Raw genomic sequence first — 24,956 nt, 5'->3', positions numbered from 1 at the left:
TGTCCTTAAGTAGTTATATCTTCAGTGATCTTGTCCGCAATCATCTCTATTAGATCTTACCTTAAGGTTGTTCTACTTGATCCTGCTGGTGTTTTCCAGTTTTGTATGTAGTTACTTGAATTAGGATAACTATTTTGCAGAGTCAAAGGAGATACAGCATGGCAAAACAGGGCTTAGTACTGGCATTCAGTTTAGGAGCTACATTGATGGCGGGTATGGTTCAAGGGGCCCCAACACACTCGGAGGCGACAACAGTCCCCATAGAGCTAAGGGCTGCGGGCAGTTTAAAAGCCGCAATGAACGATATTATTGCTGCTTATCAAGTGAAATCCCAAGCCAATGTGGCGGCGCAGTATGCGCCTTCTGGTTTATTGCTTAAGCGGATCCAAGAGGGGGAGCGAGTCGATATTTTTGCCTCGGCAAACATGAAACATCCGCAGGCATTAGTGGATGCTGAAGCGGGTGAAAAGGTGCAAATGTTTGCCCGTAACCAGCTCTGCGCGATTGCTCAAGATGATGTACCACTAACCAGTGCCAATTTATTAGACACCCTGCTCGCACCGCAAACTAAACTCGGGACTTCGACGCCCAAAGCCGATCCCGCTGGCGATTACGCTTGGGCAGTATTTGCTAAAGCTGAGGCAATAAAGACCAATGCCAAATCGATACTCGAGGCTAAAGCATTACAGCTGACGGGGGGTCCTGAGAGTGCTAAACCGCCTAAGGATCGCAATCCCTATGGTTGGGTGATGGAAAACAAACAGGCAGACGTATTCTTAACCTATTGCACCAATGCGGTACTGGCTCAAAAAGAAGTGTCTAGCCTTAAGATTGTGGCGTTACCACCAGAGTTAGCTGTTGGTGCAGACTATGGCTTATTGGTATTAAAGGATGCCAATCGCGCTACTAAAGCGTTAGCCGAGTTTATTTTGTCCCCAGAGGGACAAGCCATCTTAACGGATTATGGTTTTCAACCCCCTAAAAAATAATGGCTAAACGACGCTTAAAAATGGCGCTCAATTGCGCCATTTTTGTTGCTCGCTTGAGCAAATTTGGGGTTAGTGCATTAAATACAGGGTCGCTAATCCTAGGAAGGCAAATAAGCCAATCACATCGGTGACTGTGGTGAGCACCATACCGCCTGCTAACGCAGGATCTACTTTTAAGCGTTTTAAAATCAATGGAATACTTGCACCAGCCAGCCCCGCGACCGTCATATTGATGAGCATTGCACCACCTATCAGGCTGGCAAGGGCAATATCATCTTTCCACACCAAGACCGCGATAAAGACTAAAATCGACCACATGAGGCCGTTTAAAAAGCCAATGGCAAGTTCTTTGCCTATCAGCCAGCGAGCATTGCTCTGGCCAATATGGCCTAAGGCAATCCCGCGGATCACTAGGGCCAAGGTTTGATTACCTGCGACCCCGCCCATGCTCGGGACAATTGTCATTAAAATCGCAATCGTAGCAAATTGCTCGATTGTACCTTCAAACATATTACTGACAGAGGCCGCTAGCAGTGCGGCAAACAGGTTAATCGTCAGCCAGAGTGAACGGCGGAAAGTACTCTTCAGCACAGGGGCGAAGGTGTCTTCATCATCGTCCATCCCCGCCATTCCCATCATGGAGTGTTCGGCGTCTTCACGTATAACATCCACCACATCGTCGATGGTGATCCGGCCGAGTAATTTGCCCTCACTGTCGACCACGGGTGCGGATATCCAATCATGGCGCTCGAACAGCTGCGCTACTTCACTGTCGGACATGCCCACGGGGATGCTCTCGATATCGGTATCGATAATGCTGCTGATATGAGTATTGGGATCGCAGGTGAGCAGATCGGCAAGTTTGACCCCGCCGAGCACGCGATCGTGCTTATCCACCACGTATAAGGTGTCAGTGGTGTCGGGCAGGTTGCCCCGTTGGCGCAAATAACGCAGTACCACATCGATATTGACATCGGGCCTTAAGGTCACAGTATCTGTGTTCATTAAGCTGCCCGCGGTTTCATCGGGATAGGAGAGTGCTTGCTCAACCCGTTGGCGGTTCTGCAGGCTCATGGACTGCAATACTTGTTTATACACTGCGTCAGGTAGGCTTCGCAGAATATAAGCCAGATCATCCGTATCCATACTGGCGGTGGCCTTGGCGACCCGCTCAGGGCTCATGGCGCTGATCAGCGGGTCTTTTAGCTCTTCACTGAGCTCATCGAGAATATCCCCGAGCTGATCTTGATCAACGAGTTGCCATAATACTTGCCGTGCCTTAGGGGGCGAGGATTCTAAAATCAATGCGATATCCGATGCCGCCATGTTTTGCAGCATTTGCCTGACATGCACAAACATACCGCTATTGAGGGCATGGCTCAGTTGGTCGAGACGATGTTCGACTTGCAAGCTGTCTGAGGCTTCTACAGGCATGTTTCCTCCAAGGTGGCGATGGTGGATAGGTGGGCGTTTAGCCATTGAGGACTTAAGCCAAAGCGCAGCAGCATATTGTAATTGAGTGCACGGGAGGGCGTCGAGTCACAAATGTGTTTTACTGGTATAAGGTGCTGAAATCAAAACCAAACAGGGTACTGAATAACGGTAGGGAACATCGAGATTAGATGCCGATGCGATTAACAGGCTTCGTCGAACTTAGCGTCGATAAGCGCGCAAATGGCGTTAAGGGCTGGCTCAGCATCTGGGCCTTCGGCAATCAGGGTAATGGTTTTGCCCATACCCGTTTCCAGCATAAGTAGTCCTAAAACACTGGCGGCAGAAGCCTGTTTTTCACCTTGGATCAGCGTAATGCTGGCATCAAACTCAGAAGCAAGCACCACGAGCTTAGTGGCGGCGCGGGCATGCAAGCCGAGTTTATTGCAGATGGTAACTTGGCGCTCAAGCTTTGGCATGGCTTAACTCTCGGTGGCGGGCATTCACTTTGTGTTTACCGTTGCTAAAGCGTTTAGCCAGTTGCTCGGCCACATAAACCGATCTGTGTTGACCGCCAGTACAGCCGATGGCGATGGTCAGATAGCTGCGGTTATTACGTTCTAAGTGGGGCAACCAAGTTTCGAGTAAATTCTCAATTTGCCAGATGAACTTATTCACCAGTGGCTGGCGATTTAAAAACTCCGCCACGGGTTCATCTAGGCCTGTTAGTGGACGCAGTTCAAGTTCCCAATGGGGATTGGGTAAAAAGCGCACATCAAACATAAAGTCGGCTTCGGTGGGCATACCATGCTTAAAACCGAAGGACTCAAAGTTAATCACCAGTTCCTTATCGACACTGCCGAGCAAAATTTGCCGCACTTGGTCACTGAGTTCATAGATATTCAAATTCGAGGTATCTATGTAGTGATCCATTTGTTGTGACAGCGGCTCGAGCAATTTGCCTTCAAGCTTAATGGCTTCTTGCAGCGAAACACGGCTCTTAGATAAGGGATGTAAGCGCCGAGTCTCGCTGTAGCGTTTGAGCAGCACTTTATCGCTGGAGTTTAAGAAGAAGCTAGTAAGTTCAGTGCCCGCAGGCAGGCTAGCGAGCTGTTTGACGAGTACCTTGTCTTGCTCCGGCAGGTTACGCACGTCAACACTGATGGCGACGAGATCGTTACTGCCTTTGAGCTGTTCAAGCAAACTGCCGATTAACGGCAAAGGCAAATTATCGACACAATAGTAGCCGAGATCTTCAAGCACTCTAAGTGCGACCGATTTGCCTGAGCCTGAACGCCCTGACACTATGACCAGTTTCATCCAATGATTACCTGATAGAGTTCCGTTTCATCATGCGTTTTACGCAATTGTTTCAATACTTGCTTGTCGCTCAGCTTTTCAGCCATGCATGACAAGGTGCTTAAGTGCTGCTGACATTGATCGGCAGGCACGAGCAGCGCAAATAAAATATCGACAGGCTGTTTATCGATAGCATCAAAGGCTATCGGCTCCTCACATTTTATCAATATCGCTATGGGCTGTGTTATATCGGTTAATCGACCATGTGGAATGGCGATACCGTTACCTATACCTGTGCTACCCATCTTTTCGCGCGCCACAAGGCTTTCGAAGATCGCTTGAGATGATAGGGTGGGGTACTGGGCAGCGGCTAAGTCGCTGATAAGTTCCAGTACCTTTTTCTTACTGCCTGGAGTGGCGCAGGTTGTGCACTCCGGCCGCAGTATGGTACGAAGTTCCATTGCTAGTGTTTTGTTAACTTCTCTTTGTGTTTAATAACCTGACGATCAAGTTTATCAATCAGGACGTCTATGGCAGCATACATATCGGCATGCTCTGAAGTCGCGAAGACTTCACCACCGGTGAGGTTGATTCTCGCTTCGGCAATTTGTTGCATTTTTTCAACATTGAGCACAACGTGCACATTATTGATCTGTTCGAAATGACGTTCAAGTTTTGAAAACTTTTCCTCAACATATGCCCGTAACGATTCAGTAATCTCGATATGGTGTCCACTTAGGTGTATTTGCATAGAAACGTCCTCCGATATCCATAATAGGCTATAAACTTTTACGCTGATTGGAAGGGGGAATAAGCATCGCTTCTCGATACTTCGCAATGGTTCTGCGCGCAACGTTAATTCCCTGTTCTGCCAGAAGTTGAGCCATCTTGCTGTCGCTCAATGGTTTTTTCTGGTTTTCCGCTGCAACCAGTTTCTTAATGAAAGCCCTGATTGCCGTGGATGAGCACTCACCGCCATCATCTGTCCCGACGTGGCTTGAGAAGAAGTATTTTAGTTCAAAAAGTCCTTTAGGGGTATGCATGTATTTTTGAGTGGTCACCCGTGAAATGGTGGACTCATGCATTTCTACCGCTTCGGCGATATCGTTTAGAACCATGGGTTTCATGGCTTCTTCACCGTATTCGAAGAAACCTTGTTGGTATTGCACTATGCAGTTTGCCACTTTGAGCAGTGTTTCGTTGCGGCTTTCAAGGCTTTTGATAAACCATTTGGCTTCCTGCAAATGACCACGAATAAATTGGCTATCTGCTTGATTTTTTGAGCTACGAGCCATTGCTGCATATTGCTGATTGACATTGATTTTGGGCATGCAATCGGGGTTCAGCTCAACGACCCAGCGGCCATTTTTTTTCGAAACTGAGACATCTGGGACCACATATTCTTCATCGACTGCAGTGATGAGTAAGCCAGGACGAGGATTCAAGGTTTGGATAAGCGCAATGCTATCCCTTAACTCGTCTTCTTTGAGTTTGGTCTTACGCATTAACAGTCTAAAGTCGCGGGCGGCGATCAGATCTAGATGATCTTTGATCAGCATGCGGGCATTTTCGAGATGCGGAGTATCAGGAGAAAAATGGGATAGCTGGATCAGTAAACATTCGCTTAAATCCCTTGCCGCAACGCCAACGGGATCAAAGTGTTGAATACGTTTAAGTACCGCTTCAACTTCATCCAGTTCTATTTCCGGATTGCCCATGGCTTCAAGAATATCTTCAGTGCTTTGAGTGAGATAGCCTTGATCATCTATGGCATCAATAATGGCTGTGGCGATGGCTAAGTCAGTTTCTGAGAATGGCGTGAGGTTTTTTTGCCATTCTAAATGTTCGTACAGGCCTTCACTGGTTTCCCCTTGGAACGGCATATCATCTTCACGGCTGGCGCCAGAACCTGAGTTTGGCGATGCGGTAAAGACTTCATCCCAAGTAGTGTCCATGGGGAGCTCTTCGGGCAGGGATTCTTTGGTCAGTGACTCGGCAATATCCACGGTGGAGTTGTCTTGCTCCTGTGGCTGGGCGCTGGTTTCACTAAAATCGGTATCAGCGATATCTTGTTTACGTTCGCTAGGCGCGTCAAATTGCTCCTCTTCCAGCTCGAGAAGAGGATTAGAGTCTAAGGCTTGCTGGATCTCTTGCTGCAGTTCTAATGACGACAATTGCAACAGACGAATGGCCTGCTGTAGTTGTGGCGTCATGGTTAACTGTTGACCCAGTTTGAGCTGGAGTGACGCTTTCATGTTACCGCTGATCCCTACGTTATTATTGTGAGTTTAGGTCGCTTGATATCATATTGATGGCGCTCTGCGCTGCCAAATTCAAGGCTGATTCGCTCAGTTTTAGTAACTATAGCCTGAATTGTTCACCTAAGTACACAGCTCTAACTTGCTGATTGTCTAAGATCTCTGCAGGAGTTCCTTCGGCGATAAGGCTACCGTGACTGACAATATAAGCATGTTCACAGACATCTAAGGTCTCGCGCACATTGTGGTCAGTAATCAATACTCCAAGACCTCGACTCTTGAGTTGTTCGATAATTTTCTTGATATCGATAACCGAGATCGGATCAACGCCTGCAAAGGGCTCATCGAGCAAAATAAACTTTGGGTTAGCCGCTAATGCACGGGCAATTTCGACACGACGACGTTCACCGCCCGATAAGGACATGCCTTGGCTGTCGCGTATATGGGTGATATGGAACTCTTCTAATAGCTGCTCTAGTGCTTCTTCGCGCTGGTCGCTATTGAGTTCTTTACGGGTTTGCAGCACTGCCATGATATTGTCGTGCACAGTTAATTTGCGAAAGATACTGGCTTCCTGTGGCAGGTAACCAATACCTTTGCGAGCACGCAGATGCATTGGGTCGGCAGTTAAATCATCATCGTCGATAAAGATATGACCTTTATCGCTTTTTACTAAGCCCACGACCATGTAAAAGGTGGTGGTTTTGCCTGCACCGTTTGGGCCAAGCAGGCCAACGACTTGCCCCGTTTTAACCGTCAGACTGACATCTTTAACAACCTGACGGCTTTTATAACTCTTGGCCAGATTCTGTGCTTTTAAGGTGTTTTGGGTCATTTAGAATCCTGTTTTTTCACAGGTTTATCTTCAGGTGCGTTTTTCAGTTCTTCCTGATAGTTATCAGGTTGAATGATGGTAATCACACGATCGTCACCATTGCCGGTACTTTCTGCGATCAGTTTTTGCTGAATAATATTGTAACGAATTAAATTGCCTGTAACTTGGCTACCCGCTTGGTCAAGGGTGGCGGTGCCTGTTAGCGTCAAGGTACGTGTGGCCATTTCATAGCGAATTTCTTTGGCGCTAGCAGATGCTGGGCGGCCATCGTCGAGGATTTGGCTATAAGTGGCTGGGTTACCGGTAGCCACTAAAATCTTGCTGTTTTCGCCTTCGGCTGAAAATGCACGTAGTTGATCCGCGTTGATTTTGATTGAACCTTGCACGACTTCAACTGGGCCGAAGAAAATGATCTGATTGTTTTTAATATCAGCAGTTTGGCTGACGGCTTTAATCTTAACTTCTTGCTGTAAGTCACCGACCTTGGCGAAGGCACTCATGCTTGTCATGAGCATTAGGCTGGCAAGTAATATATTATTTTGCTTCATAGGTTCCTACTACCTGACTGGTCAATTGCACTTCCTGCGCGTTAAGGTCGGCATAAAGGCCTTGCCCTTGAATATTAAAATCTTTCCCTGTGACGTAAATGATGCGGTCAGAGGTCATTATCATAGTGTTGAGATCGAGTTCTAAAAAACTGGTGGACAAGGTTTGTATGGGTTCACCTGGGTTGATGGCATCGATAATAACATTATTTTCTAATACAACCTTGCCAGTTTCTTTGTTGAGTCGACCCAGATCTGCTCTGATCTGCCATTTTGCTTTACCTTGGTCGGGATAAACAAGATAGACTGGCTGAGTAAAGTCAGTTTGATTTTTCAGCTCATAGTGTTCCATGTGCTTTGCCGTCACCCGACTATTGACTTGCCCTTGCTCGTTAAATTCGATACTACGCAGATCTTCGACAATGTAATCGGGCCTGTCAGAGTTGTTCAAGCTGTCATCCGTATCGCCACCGCGTTTTTGCTGCACTTGCCAATACAGCACCAGCGCAGTACCAAAAAAGGCGATAATGGCGAGGGTCACACGACTCATATGCTCATCCCATGGGCCGAGGTAAATTTGTTTTGACTCAGTAACAGCAGATCAGTGAGCTCCCTGAGTGCGCCATGACCGCCATTTAGGTTTGTGACAAAATGGGCATGTTGGCGAACATAGGGATGACCATCGGCGACGCAGACGGCTAGGCCAACAACGTTCATAACGGGCAGATCGACAATATCGTCACCGATATAGGCGACTTCTTCCGCGGTGACATTGTAGATCGATAGCAGTTCTTCATAGGGAACAAATTTATTATCCACGCCCTGGTAAATATGGCTGACCCCAAGGGCGGTCATGCGGTTTTCAACAATTCTAGACTGGCGGCCAGTAATCACGGCCAGATGAAAACCGCTGGTCAATAGTGAACGCACGCCATAACCATCACGGGTGTGGAAGGCTTTGAGTTCTTCCCCTGCATTACTTAAATAAATGCGGCCGTCAGAGAACACGCCGTCCACATCGCAGATCAGCAGTTTAATTTTTTGCGCCCTTTGCCAGACGTCATCGCTGATGGGGCCGTAAAATCCTTGTTGTGGCATTAAATGACTCCCGCTTTAACCATATCGAGCATATTGAGTGCACCGACAGGATGATTTTCTTTATCTATCACTATTAACCCGTTGATATTTCTAGAGTCCATCACTTGCAGCGCCTGCGCTGCTAAGACGTTTTCAGTAATAGTGACACAGTTTCGCGTCATCACATCTGCGATCGGTGTGGTGCGCAGGTTGACTTGGGCATCGATGACGCGGCGTAAGTCGCCATCGGTAAAAATACCCACAAGTTTGTTTTGCTCATCGATAACTGCAGTCATGCCGAGGCCTTTTTTGGAGATCTCATACAGGGCATCGGTAATGCAGATATCGTGTTTGACCAGCGGTAAGTCATCGCCACAGTGCATCACATTACTGACTTTTAACAGTAGTTTACGACCCAAAGCGCCGCCTGGGTGAGACATAGCGAAATCGTCTCGAGTAAAGCCTTTAGCTTGCAGCAGCGCAATCGCCATCGCATCTCCCATCACTAAGGTTGCGGTGGTGCTGGAAGTGGGGGCGAGCCCGAGCGGACAGGCTTCTTCTGGTACTTCAATGCATAAATGAATTTTGGCCAAACGTGCCATAGTGGACTCAGGTTTGCCCGTCATGGCGATCACCGGAATGGCTTTACGCTGGATAACGGGCATCAGTGCGAGGATTTCACTTGATTCGCCCGAGTTTGAGATGGCGAGAATAATATCGTTGTCAGAGAGTACGCCTAAGTCGCCATGGCTGGCTTCGCCTGGATGCACGAAGAAGGCCGGAGTGCCTGTACTGGCGAGGGTGGCAGAGATTTTATTGCCAATATGGCCGGATTTCCCCATCCCCATCACGATGACTTTGCCGCTACAGTTGAGAATTAATTCACAGGCTTGGGCGAATTCAACGGAATCGACGTACTGATAAAGATTGTCGAGGGCCGATTTTTCAATATCGATGACTTTACAGCCCCACTGGCGCAATTGTGATTGGTCTACCATGTCTATCTCTCTTCTTGCATTGTCTTTGTCGCCCCGTCTGGGATTGGAATAGCACAATTTGGTACGCGATAAAGATGATAAAATTAACGGCTTCTTTCTCTGAGTCGCATTTTTTTGTTAAAACTCAGTGCTCATAAGCTGCCAAAGCAAAAGGGCAGATTAACTTGTTTAGCCTTTGAATGCTTTGAGCAATATCATTGTCTTTGTTGTTACACCCTGTTGCCACTCGTATTGAGCATGGCAACTCTGATGCTCACTTTGACGTTTAATGCTGGCACTCGATAGTGCTTTTGACTTAAGTGGTAGTCGCGTTATGTCAGTGTACATTCACTTATGCTATGACTGTTAAGCAAACAATTTTGCTTATCTGCCAACATAGACGAAAACATTAAGTAACACTTTAGCTTCACTGAGCGGAAACTTAGGGCGCATTCTCGCTGGAAATGAGGCAAATTGAAAGTATCGCAGGACGATAGTGTCGATTCTGTTGTAGGTTAAAGCGCAATTACGTACAATTTGCGGCTCTTCGATTGGTCTAGGCTGGAAGCGTAGGCCACCTCTTTCAAATATCGGAATCAAACATGACTCAAGAACAAACGCCGTTGGTTGAGATCCGTCATTTGGGCTTTAGCCGTGGTCAGCGTGTCATATACGAAGATATTAGCCTGTCTATTCCTAGGGGCAAAGTTACCGCTATTATGGGGCCTAGTGGGATAGGTAAAACCACCTTGCTGAAGCTTATCGGTGGACAATTAACACCCGACAGCGGCCAAGTGTTGTTTGATGGACAGGATGTGCATGGTGCGAGTCGTAGCCAATTATTCGAACTGCGTAAACGCATGAGCATGTTGTTTCAAAGTGGCGCCTTGTTCACCGATATCAACGTCTTCGATAACGTTGCCTTTGCGCTACGTGAACATTCAGGCCTGCCCGAAGAGATTATTCGCACTATCGTGCTGATGAAACTTGAGGCCGTTGGCCTGCGGGGCGCCGCGCAGATGATGCCCAGCGAATTATCCGGAGGGATGCAGCGCCGTGCAGCGTTGGCTCGGGCGATAGCCCTTGAGCCTGAAATGGTGATGTACGATGAGCCCTTTGCCGGACAAGACCCGATTTCCATGGGCGTGCTGGTTAAGCTTATCCGCGAACTTTCCGATGCACTTAATTTAACCTCGGTTGTGGTGTCCCACGATGTGGATGAAGTGCTCGGGATTGCAGATTATGTGTATGTGGTTGCAGATAAAAAAGTTATTGCCCATGGCACGCCTGAGGAATTAAAGCATGCGGATAATCCGCAGCTCAAGCAGTTTATTCAAGGTGCGCCAGATGGTCCTGTGCCGTTCCATTATCCGGCAAAGGATTATCAGCAAGAATTATTGGCAAAAGGAGTTGGCAAGTGAAGTTATTAGATAGTATTGCCGACCTTGGCCGCAGCGCTATCGAGTTAGTGCTCGGTTTTGGCCGTGCAGGCCTGATGCTCTGGGGCGCGATTGTTCGTTGGCCTCGGGTGCGTAAAGGTTTTCCATTATTATTGCGCCAAATCTATGTGGTCGGCGTACAATCTATGGTCATTATTGTGGTCTCCGGCCTGTTTATCGGCATGGTGTTGGCGCTGCAGGGCTACAACATCTTAGTCGGGTTTGGTACGGAGGAGAGCTTAGGCCCGATGGTGGCCTTAAGTTTACTGCGTGAACTTGGCCCCGTGGTCACTGCATTGTTATTTGCTGGCCGCGCAGGTTCGGCACTCACCGCCGAAATCGGTCTGATGAAGAGCACTGAGCAGTTATCCAGCTTAGAGATGATGGCGATTGACCCACTCAGACAAATCATTGCGCCACGATTTTGGGCAGGGGTGATCAGCATGCCTTTATTGGCGTTGATGTTTACCGCGGTTGGGATTTATGGCGGCCATTTAGTGGGCGTTGAGTGGAAGGGGATCGATAGCGGTGCCTTCTGGTCAATTCTGCAAGCCTCGGTAGAATGGCGCCAAGACATTGTTAACTGCCTGATTAAGAGCGGTGTCTTTGCCGTGGTGGTGACTTGGATTGCCCTCTACCGTGGTTATCAAGTGATCCCTAACCCAGAGGGGATCAGCCGTGCAACCACCTCAACTGTGGTGCAATCAAGCCTCGCCGTATTGGCATTAGACTTTTTACTGACAGCCCTGATGTTTGGCCGCTAATGGATTGCAGCGCCAAGGATACAGATAAAGACGGATTAACAGAGTGGTAACTGAGCATGTTGACACGAAAAATTGAATTATTAGTGGGTGTGTTTCTCTTAACTGGCCTAGCAGCCTTTTTGGTATTGGTGTTTAAAGTTGCCAACATCGAAGTGCAAACCAGCGATAGCAGCTATACCCTCAGCGCCAACTTTACCAATATTGGTGGCCTTAAAGTGCGCTCTCCCGTCAAAGTGGGCGGTGTGGTGGTAGGCCGAGTGAGCAAGATTGACTTAGACCCAGTAAAACTGGTGGCTGTAGTCACGATAGTGATGGATAAACGTTACGATAAATTCCCTGAAACCAGTAGCTTAGCTATTTTAACTTCAGGTTTGCTCGGTGAGCAGTTCCTCGGATTAACACCGGGCTTTGTCGATGATGACGTGAGTATGCTTAAGGATGGCGACAAAATTGACGATACTCGCTCAGCATTAGTGTTAGAAGATCTGATTGGTCAGTTCTTATATAGTATGGGTTCAAAGGACAAATAGGGGTTACCGCTATGTTTAAACGCTTATCGCGCTTATTACTGCCGTTAGTATGGATGTTTACCGCAACGACCGCACTGGCGGATGACGCTCAGGTTAACACTATGGATCCTTATGTCATGGTGAAATCTGTTGCCAATAAAACCTTCGATCGGTTCCACAAAGATAAGGCTCTGATTGATGCCGATGCGGATCATCTCAAGGTGATCGTACGTGAAGAGCTGATGCCTTATATCGACTATAAATATGCCTCTTACAAAGTCTTGGGTCAGTATTTGAAAGACTCGACAGAAGATCAGCGCAATCGTTTCGTTGATGCCTTTGAAGGCTATTTAGTGTCTACCTATGCCCAAGCGTTTACCGAATACACTAACCAAAAAGTGGAGTTTTCTCCCGGTAGTGATTTCAGCAATGAGAAGATTGTCGATGTAAACGTACAGATTATCGAAGCGGGTCGTCCGCCGATTAAGCTGTTGTTTAAAGTTCGTCGCCTCAAGGATGACTCTTGGAAGGCGTTTGACCTAGTGGCTGAAGGCGTGAGTTTGCTGTCCTCTAAGCAATCTGAAATCTCGAATCTTATCCGCCAACAGGGGATTGATTCAGTGATTAAGATGTTGGAAGAGCGCACCAAAGACAAAGTGACTAAAAAGCCTAAAGCAGGGAAGTAAGCGCCGTGGTTGAATTTGTGCAACAGGGTAACATTTGCCACCTAAAAGGGCGTTTATCACAGGAGCAAGTGGTCGTGTTATGGCCGCAAAGGCAAAGCCTGTTAAGCCAAGATACCCAAATGTTGTCGCTCGCCGAGCTTGAGTACAGCGACAGTGCTGGTGTGGCATTTTTGCTGGCGTTAGTGCGCCAGCATGCTACGCCACTGCAGCTGTGCTCAGCGTCAGTACAGTTAAAAAAATTAATCGATTTATATGATTTACAGTCCTTCTTCAGTGAAGAAGCGAATTGAAAAGGTACCGAATTTCATGGAATGCAGCTTAATAGAACAGATTTTACGTGACGCGTTAGCACTCGATGAAGTGCACGCCAGCTCCGATGGCAGCCACTACAAAGTGATTGCCGTCGGTGAATGTTTTGACGGCATGAGCCGTGTAAAACAACAACAAGCCATTTATGCACCGCTGATGAGTTATATCGCCAGCGGTGAGTTACATGCATTAACGATTAAAACTTTCACGCCGACTCAATGGAAACGCGAGAAAATTTTCAACAGCTAGTAGTGAGGAAAAGTGGATAAATTAGCGATTCAAGCAAGCCCTCCGCTTGCTGGTGATGTGATTATTTCCGGCGCTAAAAACGCTGCGCTGCCGATTCTAATGGCAGGCGTGTTAGCCGAGACTGATTTTATTGTGTCGAATGTCCCCAATTTGCGCGATGTGAGCACCAGCTGTAAATTGCTGCGCTGCCTAGGCGCCGATGTGGATGAATTAGGCAATGGTCAAATCCGTATTTCGACCAAGAACCTTAACGAGTTCTGCGCCCCTTACGACCTCGTTAAGACCATGCGTGCCTCGATTCTGATCCTTGGCCCGTTATTAGCGCGTTATGGCACCGCAGACGTGTCATTACCCGGAGGCTGCGCCATCGGTGCTCGTCCAGTAAACCTTCACTTACATGGCCTCGAAATGATGGGCGCCAAGATTGAAGTGAAAGAAGGTTATATCAAGGCCCGTGTCGATGGTCGCTTAAAGGGCGCCCATATTTTCATGGACATGGTGAGCGTAGGCGCGACCGAAAACCTATTGATGGCCGCGGCACTTGCCGATGGCGAAACCGTGATTGAAAACGCGGCCCGTGAACCAGAAGTGATCGACTTGGCGAACTGCTTGATTGCCATGGGCGCAAAGATCACTGGTGTTGGCAGTGCCACACTGCGTATTCAAGGGGTTGAGCGTCTACAGGGCTGTGAGTACCGCGTGATGCCAGACCGTATCGAAACCGGTTCATTCCTCGTTGCTGCGGCAGTGACCCGTGGTCGTATCCGTTGCTTAAAGGCCGATCCTGCTTCGTTAGAATCTGTTATCGCGAAACTTGAAGATGCGGGTGCCAAGATCACTACAGGTGAAGATTGGATTGAGCTCGACATGGAAGGCAAGCGTCCAAAAGCGGTAAATATCAAGACGGCACCATATCCTGGTTTTCCAACCGATATGCAGGCGCAGTTTTGTGTGCTCAACGTATTAGCGCAGGGCACGGCGACCATTACCGAAACCATCTTCGAAAACCGCTTTATGCACGTGCCAGAACTTATCCGTATGGGCGCGACCATGGAGCTTGAAGGCAATACCTGCATTATTCAAGGCATTGAGTCTTTGAGTGGTGCGCAGGTGATGGCGACCGATTTACGTGCTTCGGCAAGTCTAGTGATCGCAGGCTTAGTTGCCGATGGTAAAACCATCGTCGATCGCATCTATCACTTAGACCGCGGCTACGAGCATATTGAGCAGAAATTCCAAGGATTGGGCGCACATGTAGAGCGTGTGCAATAACATTTGCTTAGGATTAGCTCCCAAAAAAACCAGCCAAGTGCTGGTTTTTTATTGCGCGCAATTTATTTAGGTAAAAAGGAAAGAGACATCTAAATGCTGGATCTGATTGATGGATGAGTCATGGCATTTGCTCGACGACTCGCAGCGAGTCCTTCCTTGGATGCTCGACCGCCCCATCCATGGGGCGGACGGTCGTCTCGCTAATCACCATGGCTCACCACTTTTAGCATCGGTGTAGTCTGCAGGTTTTAAAGAAACACACAGCATGCTTTGGGACAAAAATGAGTTAGGTTATTAACTCTAACTCGTCATTTTCGGATGAAAATCTCTATGGGCTAACGATCAACTAAGCGACGTCCGGCGGAACGAAGTGGAGCAAACTGAAGTGTTTTGTTATGCATTTTTATTGACCGTCATATTCGCACTCTGGAGGCCATTTTCCAGTTTTGACCTTTTCGAAACATCCAGATGGCATACTAGCCATAGGGATGTTCATTGGAAGTTCGGAATCGCACTGGCCAACTGAATTAACGAGTTTTGCATTTTTATAAGTGCAGGAAAAAGAAATTTTCCCTTGCTCGTTTTCAAAACCGGTGAATTTCGTAGGTTTACCATTAAAAAACTCAACTTCAGATACTTTAATTGGTTTACCGTTGATGGCAAACCAAAGAGTTTGGCAGCCGGAGTAATTGGGCGACAGCTCTGATGTTCTAGGGCTTATCAGCATTAATTGACCATGATTGGCTTCTTCGCCAGATTTTGGTAATGGCGCGGATAATGAGCAATTTTTCATCGCCGTATTATCGGCTGCGTTAGCAGTGCTAGATAAAGAAATAAATAACGCCAGAAATAATGTGAATCGCATGAAGCTGCCTATGATGCATAACGTCTAATTATTTGTTTTTTCGATTATATTCCAAAGTTGAAGACCTAAATTACACTCTTCAAATTTGACGGGAAAGAAGCCATTATTTGCAACCTTTGCTTCGTATGTTCTGCTAAGAAGACCTAGATTAGCTAGTTCTTCAGGATGATCACCATCAAAGCAGAATGCATAGGCTTGCCCGTTACTTAAATCTCTCTTTAAATACCACACGTCTAGGGTGCTTTTTAAAGTAGGACTAAATCTTTCGATGACATAGACCAGTCTTTCAAAGGTGTCTAAGTCATAACGTTTTTCGACTAATCCGATTACTGCTTCAGCTATCCATTTTGCTTTATCAATATTCGATGCTCTTTCCAGTATAAAAACAAGATCAACTCCTATTTTTTGAAGTTGCTCTTTATCTGCAATTTCTGCATCGAAGTCCTCAATCTCTCCTTTTTTTAGCTGAGATATAAATGCCTCAATCTTTTTTGCAAAAAGGTAGTTTGTTACATCTCCCTTTAACCGAAGAGCACCAACAATACTTCCCCAAAATGGGATATCTTTTAGCAAACCATTTTCTAATAAAGAGTCGAAAACCACTTCAGCATTGTTTGTAATAAGATCTATTGCTTTCGTTTTCATGCAGCCTCAGATGTTGAAGTATGGTAGATACATAACGTTCGGTTCAACCGCCGCTTACAAACTGTCGAGCGTAAGCGCGAAGCGCTGGAGCGGGGTTGCAACCGCTTGTTATGGGTGGTGAATCTCATTTTCCCTGACCTCAATGTCCCCATTTTTTTCTGTTTCTACAACGTAAGGCGGGTTAGGCTCAAACTTAATTACAGATACAACAGACCCAGATAGACCGGAGTGGCGTCCAGATGAAATCACGACATAGTCATTCATTAAAAATTTCACACCTGCAATCTGTTCGCCACCAAGCCATCTATTATGAAGATCACGTGCTACGTTCATGTATTACTCCATAACATTTTATTCGTGCGCATGCGCGTTTATCTCGTTGGACTAGTGAAAACGCGCACGGTTAACTATCTGTATGCAAAGAACTTATCAGCTTTGTGCCTAATATACCATCTAGAAAAACGCGCATGCGCGTTTTCCAAACCTATTAACTAAAATTCAGTTACTATATTCACCTGATTTTATAGAGTTTTATTTATTTCGGATGGAATTAGTGCGCACTAATTTTGTCTAAAAATCATACCAAAACACCTAAATTTAAATATGACTGTATACCCATACATTGTTAGTCGATTTCTGGTAAGGCCAAACATAGGCAAATAGATAAAAATTTGTATAGCAGCAGAAGTGGGAATTTTCGATTGAGCTAACGAGCCGAAAATCGGAATGGGGCAAATAGCTTTTTTAGCTGAATGAAAAGCGAATGGGTTAGTGAGGATTGTCATTGTTGCAACTGTGACCGTTGGCGGCATGGCCGCTCTTTCACATCCATGTGAACGCGGCATTTACACTTCCATGTGTTGCAGATACCGCCGTCGAGCCTATAGGGACACTGCTTTTTAAACAAAGAGCACGGCGTGTCACTGGGGAAACAATGACAATTCATCCTACACACCTGACGACAAACTTATCTCGTTTTGGGGCAAAAGTAAGTGAAAAATTGCAGTGCAAGATAAATAGCTCTGCCATTTGAGGGATGAGGTAATAGGTGATTTGGCGATGATTCAGAATGAGGTTTTATACATGCCTCATTCTGAGGTTAACAAGGTCAGCTACTAAGCTTAATTATCGACGACGACCTTTTCATCGATAATCACGGGGAGTTGCTGCTGTTTACCTTGGCGGATAACCGTCATCATGATTTTCTTGCCGGGAGTAGTCTCGGCAATTCTATCCATTAGCATTTCGACCCCTGGCACATCTTCACCATCGTATTTGATGATTACATCCCTTGGTTGTAGCTGCGCCCGCGCTGCGGGGCCATTGGGATCGACCCCCGTGACTAATACGCCACGCAAATCGGGCAGATTGAGGATTTGCGCCACAACAGGGTTAATCGGTTCGCCTGAGATCCCTAAGGCGCCACGGATCACCCGACCATTTTTGATCAGTTTGCCCATAATGCTGTGGGCGAGTTTAATCGGGATCGCGAAGTTAATGCCGTGGCCACCACCTTCACCGCCTACTTGGAAGGCGGCGGTGTTGATGCCAATCAGGCTACCGTTAGTGTCAATTAATGCACCACCGGAGTTACCGGCGTTAATCGCAGCATCTGTCTGTAAAAAGTCTAAATAACCAGAACTTAAGCCGTTACGACCCGTAGCGCTGATAATGCCTTGGGTAATGGTTTGACCGAGGTTATAGGGGTTACCAATGGCTAATACCACATCGCCAACCTGGGGGGGGCTGTCGAGATTGACTGGCACTGTAGGAAGATTATCGCCTTCAATCTTTAGCACTGAAAGATCGGTTTCGGGATCAAAACCTACGACTTCCGAGGTGAATTTGCGGCCATCCTGCAGGGCCACCACAATCTCATCGGCTTTTTTAATGACATGATAATTAGTGAGAATATAGCCTTCTTTACTCATGATCACCCCAGATCCTAAACCTTGGAGTGAGCCAGAATTCAATGGACGGCTCTGATCGATACTTAAGCTATAAATATTGACGACGGCAGGCGCGGCGCGGCGTACGGCCTTAGCAAAGGAGAGCTCGACCGTATTATTACCACGGTTTTGCAGTAACGAGCTGCCGAGATTTTTATTGTTGAAGTAGTGCGTAACTAACAAAAACATGGCCGCCATGATAAGGCCGAAAAGCACGGCTTTACCGAGATATAACAGGGTTTCTTTTATTGTCATGGCAGGCTAAGTATTGAAAAAGGTGAGTTAGATTAACATGTTTAACAAGTTAAAGCATAGGGAACCCGCGTTCCCTATGCTGATTAGCGCCTGATAATTGGAGCAAGATCAGATTCGCCAATTGATTAACGAAGCACTAAGTAAAGCATGCTCTTACCACGGACAATCTTTAGGGCTACAGCACCCTCTTGATCTTTGAGCAGCTCTTTGAGCGATTTAAGATCTTTAACCGCAGTACGGTTGATACCGACAATCAAATCGCCTTTTTGCAGGCCACTCATTGCCGCTGGAGATCCTTGTGCAACATCGGTAATTTCGACCCCTTTAGAGGCATTTTCTAATGAGGCACCTTGTAGCATAGGGTGCACTGCACCAGCTGCTTTTTCTGTCGTTTGGTTTGCTTCACCTAAGGTGACGTTAACCGTTTTCTTATCGCCATCACGGATAAGGCCGAGTTCGACTTTAGCGCCAGCGCCCATGGTCGCGACTTTAGCGCGTAGCTCTTGGAACGACTTGATCGCACGGCCATCGACGCTAACGATAATATCACCTGCCTTAATGCCGGCTTTTTCAGCGGCACTGCCCGCGCTAACTTCATTCACAAAGCCACCGTGTTGAGTGTCTAAACCAAAGCCTTGGGCAAGTTGGCTATCTAAATCACGGCCAGCAATCCCCAGTACGCCGCGGCGAACTTCACCATGCTCGGCAATCTGTGCCACGAGGTTTTTCACCATATTTGCTGGAATCGCAAAACCGATACCCACGTTACCGCCGTTAGGCGCGACGATAGCAGTGTTAATACCGATCAGTTCACCTTTAAGGTTAACCAGAGCGCCGCCCGAGTTACCACTGTTGATGGCTGCGTCGGTTTGGATAAAGTTTTCAAGCATTTCAATGCCTAAACCGCTACGCCCTAGGGCGCTGACAATTCCTGATGTTACGGTTTGTCCTAGACCGAAGGGGTTACCGATAGCAACCGCAAAGTCACCGACGCGCAGCTCATCAGAATCAGAGGTTTTAATCGCGACCAGATTTTTAGCCTCGATTTGCAATAACGCAATGTCGGATTCGGCGTCGGTACCAATCAATTTGGCTTTGACTTCACGGCCATCGTGCAGACCGACTTGGATATCATCTGCACCATCGATCACATGGTTGTTGGTGACGATATAGCCCTTATCTGCATCGATAATCACACCTGAGCCTAAGCCTCTAAATGGACGCTCTTGCACCTGTTCTTGGGGCGCATTAGGGCCAAAGAAATAACGGAACACATCGGGAACGCGTTGTTTAGAAACATGGGTGCCAGAAACCGCCACAGAAACCACGGCGGGAGTCGTACGCTCTAACATGGGCGCAAGACTGGGTATTGATTGTCCCTCAACAGATTGCGGAATAGCGGCCTGTGAGACAGCGGGCATCATTGTCAGGGTTGCGGCTAACATTGCGGCTGAAAGTACAGATAATTTCGTTTTCATCTATTCATAACTCCAAATAAGGGATCAAGGATCTGGATGTAATACGTCTTAAGTTTTGTCCGCACCAGATCAAATCTGTATCGGTACCGGCTATTTGCCTAGGTAACCACTCGGACACGCACCTCATTGAAAAAGTTCATTAATATTAACAAAGGTTAATTTCTTAACGGTTATTTTATCAGCATTTAACTGAGTGTAACTTGTGGGCTTTGAAGGACTTTTTCAAGTGTCAAATGATCCAAACCGTTCAGTTTAATTAGCTAACAGCATAGTCCTTTATAAATCAGTTTTAATCATTTCATACACGGTTTTAGTGGTGTTGCAGTCCTTATTACTAGGTGATTTGAAAATGCAGAATTCAGGTCGCTTGGGTATAAATATATGCTGCGTCATCTTGGTCGTGCTAATATCGACGCAGTTTCAATAAAGGATATAAGAGAATTATAACGTGCCCCAGTTAAGCCCTTGGCAGCATTACCAAAAAGATCTTACTCGTGATGGTTTTTCCCATGATCCTGCGCAGGAAATGGCGGTTAAGGCGCTGCAACGGGTTTATGAGGACTTAACCGCAGCCGAAGAGCCTAACTCTTTGTTTGGTAAATTATTTACCTCTTTGGGGTTGACATCTGCGCCCGCGCCTACAAAAGGACTTTATCTTTGGGGGGGCGTTGGCCGCGGCAAAACCTATCTGATGGACACCTTTTTTGATACCTTGCCAGGCAATCAAAAATTAAGGGCGCATTTTCATCGTTTTATGCATCAACTGCATTTAGACTTAGATGCGCTTAAAGGTACGCGAGATCCATTATTAGTCATTGCAAAACATATGGCCGCGAAATATAGAGTCATTTGTTTTGATGAATTTTTTGTCTCGGATATCACCGACGCCATGTTACTTGGCACCTTATTCCAAGCCCTCTTTAAAGAAGGCGTGGTTTTAGTCGCCACCTCAAACATTATTCCCGATGATTTATATAAAAACGGGCTGCAACGGGCGCGCTTTTTACCTGCCATTGCACTAATTAATCAACATTGTGAAGTACTTAATGTGGATTCGGGGATCGACTATCGTTTACGGACGTTAGAGCAGGCAGAGATTTATCACCATCCACTCGATGAACAGGCCGACACTAACCTGCTGCGTTATTTCCGCCAGTTAGCACCTGAGGCTGAAATCTCAACCGAAGCGATCGAAATTGAAGGGCGCGCAATTTCAATACGTCAACAGGCGCAAGGCGTCTTACTGGCGGATTTTAGAGCCTTATGCGATGGACCCCGAAGCCAGCGGGATTATATGGAATTAGCGCGGATTTATCATACCGTGTTGGTCAGTGGTATTGAGCAAATGGGCGCGTTTTTAACCGGTGATGATATCGCCAGACGTTTTTTGGCGATGGTGGATGAGTTTTACGAACGAAACGTTAAATTGATCGTGTCCGCGCAGGTGCCGTTAGAAGACATTTATGCCGACGGCTTATTGAGTTTTGAATTCAGACGTTGTCGTTCCCGCTTGATTGAAATGCAATCTCATGATTACTTAAAATCAGAGCATTTACCTTAAGTCCTAGACTGTTGCTGGGGGACTGCGAAGATTTTTTTCGACAAATCTGCCTAGGCTCATTCGTCATCGAGGGAATGAGCCACATCGATCGAATTTTTATGATTTTTGTCAAAATATCAGGTGATTTTTAACTCACGTTTGTCTATAATCCGCCACCTGCCCACGTTACTCCACCAAACTAGGTGGAAGTTGTACGCCGAGTTAAGTACTCGAAGGGGTACTGAAAGGCAATTTTGTGTTGTTTGCCATTGCAAGCAGCATGTGAGACAGAAAATTAACTTTGGGTTTTTGTAATAATGAAGACTTTTACTGCTACACCAGAAACTGTAACTCGTGACTGGTTCGTCGTTGATGCAGACGGCAAAACTTTAGGTCGTATCGCTACCGAAATCGCTCTGCGTTTACGCGGTAAGCACAAGCCTGAATACACTCCTCACGTTGACACTGGTGATTACATCATCGTTATCAACGCTGAGAAAGTTACTGTTACTGGTAACAAAGCGCAAGGCAAGACGTACTACTCGCACTCAGGCTTCCCTGGTGGCATTAAGCAAATCAGCTTTGAAAAGCTGCAAGCTCATAAGCCAGAAATGATCATCGAGAAAGCAGTTAAGGGTATGTTACCAAAAGGTCCACTGGGCCGTGCCATGTTCCGTAAACTGAAAGTTTACGCTGGCGCAGAACATAACCACGCTGCACAACAACCTCAAGTTCTTGATATCTAAACGGGATTAAGCAAATGGCTGCAACTCAGTACTACGGCACTGGCCGTCGCAAAACCTCTACAGCACGCGTATTCGCTAAAGCTGGTAGTGGCAACATCGTTGTAAATCAACGTCCTTTGGACCAATACTTTGGTCGTGAAACTGCTCGTATGGTTGTTCGTCAACCATTAGAGTTAGTTGAAATGACTGACAAGCTGGACATCTATGTAACTGTTAAAGGCGGTGGTATCACTGGCCAAGCAGGTGCAATCCGTCACGGTATCACTCGTGCTCTGATGCAATTAGATGAAGCTCTGCGTCCATCATTACGTTCTGCTGGTTTCGTTACCCGTGACGCTCGTAAAGTTGAGCGTAAGAAAGTGGGTCTACGTAAAGCACGTCGTAAGCCACAATTCTCTAAGCGTTAATACGTTTTGGAATATCAAAAAACCCAGCTTATGCTGGGTTTTTTATTGCCTAAAATTGGTTATGCTCGCGTTAATGAAAGTGTTTTTGCTGACAGTTCGAAGAGAGGGGAAAATGACCTTACAGTTATTTATGCTGGCCGTGGCACTGGTGCTGATTTTGGAAGGTGTAGGGCCATTGTTATTCCCTAATAAATGGCGTCGTTACTTGAACGAACTTTCCAATCAAAATCAGCAAGTTTTACGCCAAATCGGTGGTTCATTGGTCACCGCAGGCCTAGTCATTTTGATTATTTTTTCATAAATGCCTTACCACTTGCGGTTTAAAATCTGTTAGAATTCTTTTTTAACCACAACCTTGCAGCAAACAATGGGCAAAAACGTAGTTGTTCTCGGCACCCAATGGGGTGACGAAGGAAAAGGTAAGATTGTCGACCTTCTAACAGAACAGGCAAAATATGTAGTTCGCTACCAAGGCGGTCATAACGCAGGTCACACCTTAGTGATCAATGGCGATAAAACCGTACTTCATCTGATCCCATCTGGCATCTTACGCGAAAATGTTAAATGCATTATCGGTAACGGTGTAGTGCTTGCACCCGACGCGCTGATGAAAGAGATCAACATGCTCAAAGAGCGCGGCATTCCTGTTGAGGAACGCTTGTTGATCTCTGAAGCATGTCCGCTGATCCTGCCATTCCATAGTGCCTTAGACATCGCCCGCGAAAAAGCGCGCGGTAACAAAGCTATTGGTACGACTGGTCGTGGTATTGGTCCTGCGTATGAAGACAAGATTTCCCGTCGCGGTCTGCGTGTGGGCGATCTGTTCAATGCTGAACTCTTTGCTGAAAAGCTGAAAGAAGTTATGGCATATCATAACTTTATGCTGACAGAGTACTACAAAGTTGACGCAGTCGATTATGAGCAAACGCTCAGCGATGCGTTAGCCTTGGCTGACTACCTTAAGAGCATGTGTGTTGACGTAACCGAACTGCTGGATAACGCGCGTAAAGCGGGTGAGCCAATTCTGTTTGAAGGTGCTCAAGGTACACTGCTAGACATTGACCACGGTACTTATCCGTTTGTGACTTCGTCAAACACAACCGCAGGTGGTGTAGCAACGGGTAGTGGTTTTGGTCCACGTCACTTAGACTATGTATTAGGTATCATGAAGGCTTACACCACGCGAGTGGGTGCAGGTCCTTTCCCGACAGAACTCTTATGTGAAGTGGGTGATCATTTAGGTACTAAAGGTCATGAGTTTGGTGCGACTACTGGTCGTAAGCGTCGTCCTGGTTGGTTAGATGCTGTGGCAATGCGCCGCGCAGTACAGATCAACAGTGTAAGTGGCTTCTGCTTAACGAAGTTAGACGTACTTGACGGTCTGAAAGAAGTGAAGATCTGTGTGGGCTACCAACATCCAGATGGCACAATTTCTAAGGTTACTCCGTTAGCGGCTGAAGGTTATGAGCAGGTCACTCCTGTTTATGAAACAATGCCTGGTTGGAGCGAGTCAACTTTCGGTGCGACCTCTTTTGATCAGTTACCGCAAGCGGCTATCAACTACATCAAACGTATTGAAGAGTTGTTAGAAACGCCGATTGACATCATCTCTACCGGTCCAGACCGTAACGAGACGATGATTTTAGTTAGCCCGTTTAACTAAGATTGTAAAGGCCGTGTTTCACGGCCTTTTCTTCCTGTGCTGTTCCTTCCTGTTTGCTTTCGTGGTTAGAAATTCGGCTTGAGCTCAAGAAATAGGTTATACTGCCGATGCAAGTATTCATCCTATTGTCATTGAGAGTCATTATGCTACGTACTGCATTATTTGCGCTGCTGCCCTTAGTATCTTCAATGTGCTTTGCCGAGACACAAGCAGTAGATATTTATTCTCAAGATCAATTACTTGAAATGATCCGTAGTGAACAATATTTGGCAAAAGTCAAACAGGATGAGTGCCAATTAGTACAAGATATTGAAGCGCGTGCAGAAGTCTTAAAGCAGCCCCTATATCAGTTTTTGTGGGGGGAAATGCTCAATCACGGAACCTGCGTAAAAGCCAATGCTGTCAAAGGGATGGGGTTACTGCGTGAAGCGGCTGAGCAGGGGAGTCCTGAGGCAATGGTAAAACTTGCCGAGTATTATCAAACGGGTAAGTTTGTTATTCGCAATAAGGACCGCGCAGTCAATTATTTATTGCCAGCAGCAGCGAGCGGTAGTTTAGCTGCTCGAATGATGCTTGTACGTTTGTACGGTGAAGGTTATGGTAGTCCAAGGGATTACGAAATGGCCTATAACTGGTTATATAACAATGTATTTACCGATGAGGCGACGAAGAAAAAAGCCTTATCATTACTGCAGGTGTTAGCAGCTAAAATGCCCGCCAGTGCAGTGGCGCGGGCCCAGCAAGAGCACTTGCGAACCCGTTGAGATGT

General features: G+C 46.6%; 31 protein-coding genes. 15 read left to right on the top strand and 16 right to left on the bottom strand.

Annotated features, from left to right (window positions below):
- Positions 1–158 precede the first annotated feature (158 nt).
- Positions 159–989: a molybdate ABC transporter substrate-binding protein gene (locus tag H9J30_RS04355; protein ID WP_240129870.1), complete on the top strand. Its 831-nt coding sequence runs from the start codon at positions 159–161 to the stop codon at positions 987–989.
- A gap of 69 nt (positions 990–1,058) precedes the next feature.
- On the opposite strand, the gene mgtE is transcribed toward H9J30_RS04355, so the two are convergent.
- The 11 genes from mgtE to H9J30_RS04300 form a co-directional block, all read right to left on the bottom strand.
- On the bottom strand, positions 1,059–2,423 hold the full coding sequence (mgtE, locus tag H9J30_RS04350) for a magnesium transporter (protein WP_240129868.1): 1,365 nt from the start codon (positions 2,421–2,423) through the stop codon (positions 1,059–1,061).
- A 200-nt stretch (positions 2,424–2,623) separates the two neighbouring features.
- A complete protein-coding gene (locus tag H9J30_RS04345) occupies positions 2,624–2,899 on the bottom strand; it encodes an HPr family phosphocarrier protein (RefSeq protein ID WP_011627201.1) in 276 nt (91 codons plus the stop codon).
- Positions 2,886–3,740, bottom strand: coding sequence for an RNase adapter RapZ (gene rapZ / locus H9J30_RS04340; protein ID WP_023268683.1), 855 nt, complete (start codon positions 3,738–3,740; stop codon positions 2,886–2,888). Before rapZ ends, H9J30_RS04345 begins: the two co-directional genes overlap by 14 nt.
- Positions 3,737–4,180, bottom strand: a complete 444-nt coding sequence (gene ptsN / locus H9J30_RS04335) for a PTS IIA-like nitrogen regulatory protein PtsN (RefSeq protein WP_240129867.1) — start codon at positions 4,178–4,180, stop codon at positions 3,737–3,739. The genes rapZ and ptsN overlap by 4 nt, the downstream gene beginning before the upstream one ends.
- Before the next feature lie 2 nt (positions 4,181–4,182).
- Positions 4,183–4,470, bottom strand: a complete 288-nt coding sequence (gene hpf, locus H9J30_RS04330) for a ribosome hibernation promoting factor (protein WP_011073700.1) — start codon at positions 4,468–4,470, stop codon at positions 4,183–4,185.
- Positions 4,471–4,498: 28 nt separating this feature from the next.
- The gene (locus tag H9J30_RS04325) at positions 4,499–5,974 is read right to left on the bottom strand and encodes an RNA polymerase factor sigma-54 (protein ID WP_240129866.1); all 1,476 of its coding nucleotides are present in this window, start codon (positions 5,972–5,974) and stop codon (positions 4,499–4,501) included.
- Positions 5,975–6,080: 106 nt separating this feature from the next.
- Complete coding sequence (gene lptB, locus H9J30_RS04320; protein ID WP_240129865.1) at positions 6,081–6,812, bottom strand: LPS export ABC transporter ATP-binding protein; 732 nt, start codon at positions 6,810–6,812, stop codon at positions 6,081–6,083.
- Positions 6,809–7,360 carry a lipopolysaccharide transport periplasmic protein LptA gene (gene lptA, locus H9J30_RS04315; protein WP_240129863.1) on the bottom strand — a complete coding sequence of 184 codons (552 nt, stop codon included), beginning with the start codon at positions 7,358–7,360 and terminating at the stop codon, positions 6,809–6,811. Before lptA ends, lptB begins: the two co-directional genes overlap by 4 nt.
- The gene (gene lptC, locus H9J30_RS04310; protein ID WP_240129862.1) at positions 7,347–7,907 is read right to left on the bottom strand and encodes an LPS export ABC transporter periplasmic protein LptC; all 561 of its coding nucleotides are present in this window, start codon (positions 7,905–7,907) and stop codon (positions 7,347–7,349) included. The genes lptA and lptC overlap by 14 nt, the downstream gene beginning before the upstream one ends.
- The gene (gene kdsC, locus H9J30_RS04305; RefSeq protein WP_240129860.1) at positions 7,904–8,455 is read right to left on the bottom strand and encodes a 3-deoxy-manno-octulosonate-8-phosphatase KdsC; all 552 of its coding nucleotides are present in this window, start codon (positions 8,453–8,455) and stop codon (positions 7,904–7,906) included. The genes lptC and kdsC overlap by 4 nt, the downstream gene beginning before the upstream one ends.
- Complete coding sequence (locus H9J30_RS04300; protein WP_240129858.1) at positions 8,455–9,432, bottom strand: KpsF/GutQ family sugar-phosphate isomerase; 978 nt, start codon at positions 9,430–9,432, stop codon at positions 8,455–8,457. Before H9J30_RS04300 ends, kdsC begins: the two co-directional genes overlap by 1 nt.
- Positions 9,433–10,013: 581 nt before the next feature.
- Between H9J30_RS04300 and mlaF the strand changes: the two genes are divergently transcribed.
- The 8 genes from mlaF to H9J30_RS21575 all read left to right on the top strand — a co-directional run bounded on the left by mlaF (position 10,014) and on the right by H9J30_RS21575 (position 14,877).
- A complete protein-coding gene (gene mlaF / locus H9J30_RS04295) occupies positions 10,014–10,832 on the top strand; it encodes a phospholipid ABC transporter ATP-binding protein MlaF (protein ID WP_240129857.1) in 819 nt (272 codons plus the stop codon).
- The gene (gene mlaE, locus H9J30_RS04290) at positions 10,829–11,614 is read left to right on the top strand and encodes a lipid asymmetry maintenance ABC transporter permease subunit MlaE (RefSeq protein ID WP_240129856.1); all 786 of its coding nucleotides are present in this window, start codon (positions 10,829–10,831) and stop codon (positions 11,612–11,614) included. Before mlaF ends, mlaE begins: the two co-directional genes overlap by 4 nt.
- Before the next feature lie 56 nt (positions 11,615–11,670).
- Positions 11,671–12,144, top strand: coding sequence for an outer membrane lipid asymmetry maintenance protein MlaD (gene mlaD / locus H9J30_RS04285; protein ID WP_011073691.1), 474 nt, complete (start codon positions 11,671–11,673; stop codon positions 12,142–12,144).
- Positions 12,145–12,155: 11 nt separating this feature from the next.
- Positions 12,156–12,809 carry an MlaC/ttg2D family ABC transporter substrate-binding protein gene (locus H9J30_RS04280; protein WP_240129855.1) on the top strand — a complete coding sequence of 218 codons (654 nt, stop codon included), beginning with the start codon at positions 12,156–12,158 and terminating at the stop codon, positions 12,807–12,809.
- Between the two features lie 5 nt (positions 12,810–12,814).
- On the top strand, positions 12,815–13,099 hold the full coding sequence (locus H9J30_RS04275) for an STAS domain-containing protein (RefSeq protein ID WP_240129853.1): 285 nt from the start codon (positions 12,815–12,817) through the stop codon (positions 13,097–13,099).
- A 16-nt stretch (positions 13,100–13,115) separates the two neighbouring features.
- Positions 13,116–13,367: a BolA family protein gene (locus tag H9J30_RS04270; RefSeq protein ID WP_011621481.1), complete on the top strand. Its 252-nt coding sequence runs from the start codon at positions 13,116–13,118 to the stop codon at positions 13,365–13,367.
- A gap of 12 nt (positions 13,368–13,379) precedes the next feature.
- Positions 13,380–14,639 carry a UDP-N-acetylglucosamine 1-carboxyvinyltransferase gene (gene murA / locus H9J30_RS04265; RefSeq protein WP_037422055.1) on the top strand — a complete coding sequence of 420 codons (1,260 nt, stop codon included), beginning with the start codon at positions 13,380–13,382 and terminating at the stop codon, positions 14,637–14,639.
- 109 nt (positions 14,640–14,748) lie between these two features.
- Positions 14,749–14,877 (top strand): hypothetical protein, encoded by a 129-nt coding sequence (locus H9J30_RS21575; RefSeq protein ID WP_275679491.1) that lies wholly within the window; start codon positions 14,749–14,751, stop codon positions 14,875–14,877.
- A 165-nt stretch (positions 14,878–15,042) separates the two neighbouring features.
- Here the strand turns inward: H9J30_RS21575 and H9J30_RS04260 are convergent, their stop codons facing one another.
- The 5 genes from H9J30_RS04260 to degQ all read right to left on the bottom strand — a co-directional run bounded on the left by H9J30_RS04260 (position 15,043) and on the right by degQ (position 19,831).
- Complete coding sequence (locus tag H9J30_RS04260) at positions 15,043–15,504, bottom strand: hypothetical protein (protein ID WP_240129851.1); 462 nt, start codon at positions 15,502–15,504, stop codon at positions 15,043–15,045.
- Positions 15,505–15,528: 24 nt separating this feature from the next.
- Complete coding sequence (locus H9J30_RS04255) at positions 15,529–16,149, bottom strand: hypothetical protein (protein ID WP_240129849.1); 621 nt, start codon at positions 16,147–16,149, stop codon at positions 15,529–15,531.
- 108 nt (positions 16,150–16,257) lie between these two features.
- Positions 16,258–16,482, bottom strand: coding sequence for a hypothetical protein (locus tag H9J30_RS04250; protein ID WP_240129848.1), 225 nt, complete (start codon positions 16,480–16,482; stop codon positions 16,258–16,260).
- A 788-nt stretch (positions 16,483–17,270) separates the two neighbouring features.
- Positions 17,271–18,353, bottom strand: a complete 1,083-nt coding sequence (degS, locus tag H9J30_RS04245) for an outer membrane-stress sensor serine endopeptidase DegS (RefSeq protein ID WP_240129847.1) — start codon at positions 18,351–18,353, stop codon at positions 17,271–17,273.
- A 125-nt stretch (positions 18,354–18,478) separates the two neighbouring features.
- A complete protein-coding gene (gene degQ / locus H9J30_RS04240; protein ID WP_240129846.1) occupies positions 18,479–19,831 on the bottom strand; it encodes a Do family serine endopeptidase DegQ in 1,353 nt (450 codons plus the stop codon).
- Between the two features lie 448 nt (positions 19,832–20,279).
- Here degQ and zapE point away from each other — a divergent pair, with 448 nt between their 5' ends.
- From zapE to motX, 6 genes are all read left to right on the top strand, one after another.
- Positions 20,280–21,392, top strand: a complete 1,113-nt coding sequence (zapE, locus tag H9J30_RS04235) for a cell division protein ZapE (RefSeq protein WP_240129845.1) — start codon at positions 20,280–20,282, stop codon at positions 21,390–21,392.
- A gap of 296 nt (positions 21,393–21,688) precedes the next feature.
- Positions 21,689–22,117, top strand: coding sequence for a 50S ribosomal protein L13 (gene rplM, locus H9J30_RS04230; protein ID WP_011073682.1), 429 nt, complete (start codon positions 21,689–21,691; stop codon positions 22,115–22,117).
- 14 nt (positions 22,118–22,131) lie between these two features.
- A complete protein-coding gene (gene rpsI, locus H9J30_RS04225) occupies positions 22,132–22,524 on the top strand; it encodes a 30S ribosomal protein S9 (RefSeq protein ID WP_006083052.1) in 393 nt (130 codons plus the stop codon).
- A 112-nt stretch (positions 22,525–22,636) separates the two neighbouring features.
- Positions 22,637–22,825, top strand: a complete 189-nt coding sequence (locus H9J30_RS04220; RefSeq protein ID WP_240129844.1) for a DUF2065 domain-containing protein — start codon at positions 22,637–22,639, stop codon at positions 22,823–22,825.
- A gap of 66 nt (positions 22,826–22,891) precedes the next feature.
- Positions 22,892–24,187 (top strand): adenylosuccinate synthase, encoded by a 1,296-nt coding sequence (locus H9J30_RS04215; RefSeq protein ID WP_240129842.1) that lies wholly within the window; start codon positions 22,892–22,894, stop codon positions 24,185–24,187.
- 107 nt (positions 24,188–24,294) lie between these two features.
- Positions 24,295–24,951 (top strand): tetratricopeptide repeat protein, encoded by a 657-nt coding sequence (gene motX, locus H9J30_RS04210; protein ID WP_240129841.1) that lies wholly within the window; start codon positions 24,295–24,297, stop codon positions 24,949–24,951.
- Positions 24,952–24,956 lie beyond the last annotated feature (5 nt).

This window comes from Shewanella cutis (assembly GCF_022410515.1).
GTDB lineage: Bacteria > Pseudomonadota > Gammaproteobacteria > Enterobacterales > Shewanellaceae > Shewanella > Shewanella cutis.
Note: the sequence above shows the minus strand (reverse complement) of the source record. Positions and strands in the feature narration are given on the sequence as shown.

Bases quoted from the DNA above. Each gene is read 5' to 3' on its own strand.
- H9J30_RS04355 (WP_240129870.1), top strand. From the start codon at position 159: ATGGCAAAACAGGGCTTAGTACTGGCATTCAGTTTAGGAGCTACATTG.
- mgtE (WP_240129868.1), bottom strand. From the start codon at position 2,423: ATGCCTGTAGAAGCCTCAGACAGCTTGCAAGTCGAACATCGTCTCGAC.
- H9J30_RS04345 (WP_011627201.1), bottom strand. From the start codon at position 2,899: ATGCCAAAGCTTGAGCGCCAAGTTACCATCTGCAATAAACTCGGCTTG.
- rapZ (WP_023268683.1), bottom strand. From the start codon at position 3,740: ATGAAACTGGTCATAGTGTCAGGGCGTTCAGGCTCAGGCAAATCGGTC.
- ptsN (WP_240129867.1), bottom strand. From the start codon at position 4,180: ATGGAACTTCGTACCATACTGCGGCCGGAGTGCACAACCTGCGCCACT.
- hpf (WP_011073700.1), bottom strand. From the start codon at position 4,470: ATGCAAATACACCTAAGTGGACACCATATCGAGATTACTGAATCGTTA.
- H9J30_RS04325 (WP_240129866.1), bottom strand. From the start codon at position 5,974: ATGAAAGCGTCACTCCAGCTCAAACTGGGTCAACAGTTAACCATGACG.
- lptB (WP_240129865.1), bottom strand. From the start codon at position 6,812: ATGACCCAAAACACCTTAAAAGCACAGAATCTGGCCAAGAGTTATAAA.
- lptA (WP_240129863.1), bottom strand. From the start codon at position 7,360: ATGAAGCAAAATAATATATTACTTGCCAGCCTAATGCTCATGACAAGC.
- lptC (WP_240129862.1), bottom strand. From the start codon at position 7,907: ATGAGTCGTGTGACCCTCGCCATTATCGCCTTTTTTGGTACTGCGCTG.
- kdsC (WP_240129860.1), bottom strand. From the start codon at position 8,455: ATGCCACAACAAGGATTTTACGGCCCCATCAGCGATGACGTCTGGCAA.
- H9J30_RS04300 (WP_240129858.1), bottom strand. From the start codon at position 9,432: ATGGTAGACCAATCACAATTGCGCCAGTGGGGCTGTAAAGTCATCGAT.
- mlaF (WP_240129857.1), top strand. From the start codon at position 10,014: ATGACTCAAGAACAAACGCCGTTGGTTGAGATCCGTCATTTGGGCTTT.
- mlaD (WP_011073691.1), top strand. From the start codon at position 11,671: ATGTTGACACGAAAAATTGAATTATTAGTGGGTGTGTTTCTCTTAACT.
- H9J30_RS04280 (WP_240129855.1), top strand. From the start codon at position 12,156: ATGTTTAAACGCTTATCGCGCTTATTACTGCCGTTAGTATGGATGTTT.
- H9J30_RS04270 (WP_011621481.1), top strand. From the start codon at position 13,116: ATGGAATGCAGCTTAATAGAACAGATTTTACGTGACGCGTTAGCACTC.
- H9J30_RS21575 (WP_275679491.1), top strand. From the start codon at position 14,749: ATGGATGAGTCATGGCATTTGCTCGACGACTCGCAGCGAGTCCTTCCT.
- H9J30_RS04260 (WP_240129851.1), bottom strand. From the start codon at position 15,504: ATGCGATTCACATTATTTCTGGCGTTATTTATTTCTTTATCTAGCACT.
- H9J30_RS04255 (WP_240129849.1), bottom strand. From the start codon at position 16,149: ATGAAAACGAAAGCAATAGATCTTATTACAAACAATGCTGAAGTGGTT.
- H9J30_RS04250 (WP_240129848.1), bottom strand. From the start codon at position 16,482: ATGAACGTAGCACGTGATCTTCATAATAGATGGCTTGGTGGCGAACAG.
- degS (WP_240129847.1), bottom strand. From the start codon at position 18,353: ATGACAATAAAAGAAACCCTGTTATATCTCGGTAAAGCCGTGCTTTTC.
- degQ (WP_240129846.1), bottom strand. From the start codon at position 19,831: ATGAAAACGAAATTATCTGTACTTTCAGCCGCAATGTTAGCCGCAACC.
- rplM (WP_011073682.1), top strand. From the start codon at position 21,689: ATGAAGACTTTTACTGCTACACCAGAAACTGTAACTCGTGACTGGTTC.
- rpsI (WP_006083052.1), top strand. From the start codon at position 22,132: ATGGCTGCAACTCAGTACTACGGCACTGGCCGTCGCAAAACCTCTACA.
- H9J30_RS04220 (WP_240129844.1), top strand. From the start codon at position 22,637: ATGACCTTACAGTTATTTATGCTGGCCGTGGCACTGGTGCTGATTTTG.
- H9J30_RS04215 (WP_240129842.1), top strand. From the start codon at position 22,892: ATGGGCAAAAACGTAGTTGTTCTCGGCACCCAATGGGGTGACGAAGGA.
- motX (WP_240129841.1), top strand. From the start codon at position 24,295: ATGCAAGTATTCATCCTATTGTCATTGAGAGTCATTATGCTACGTACT.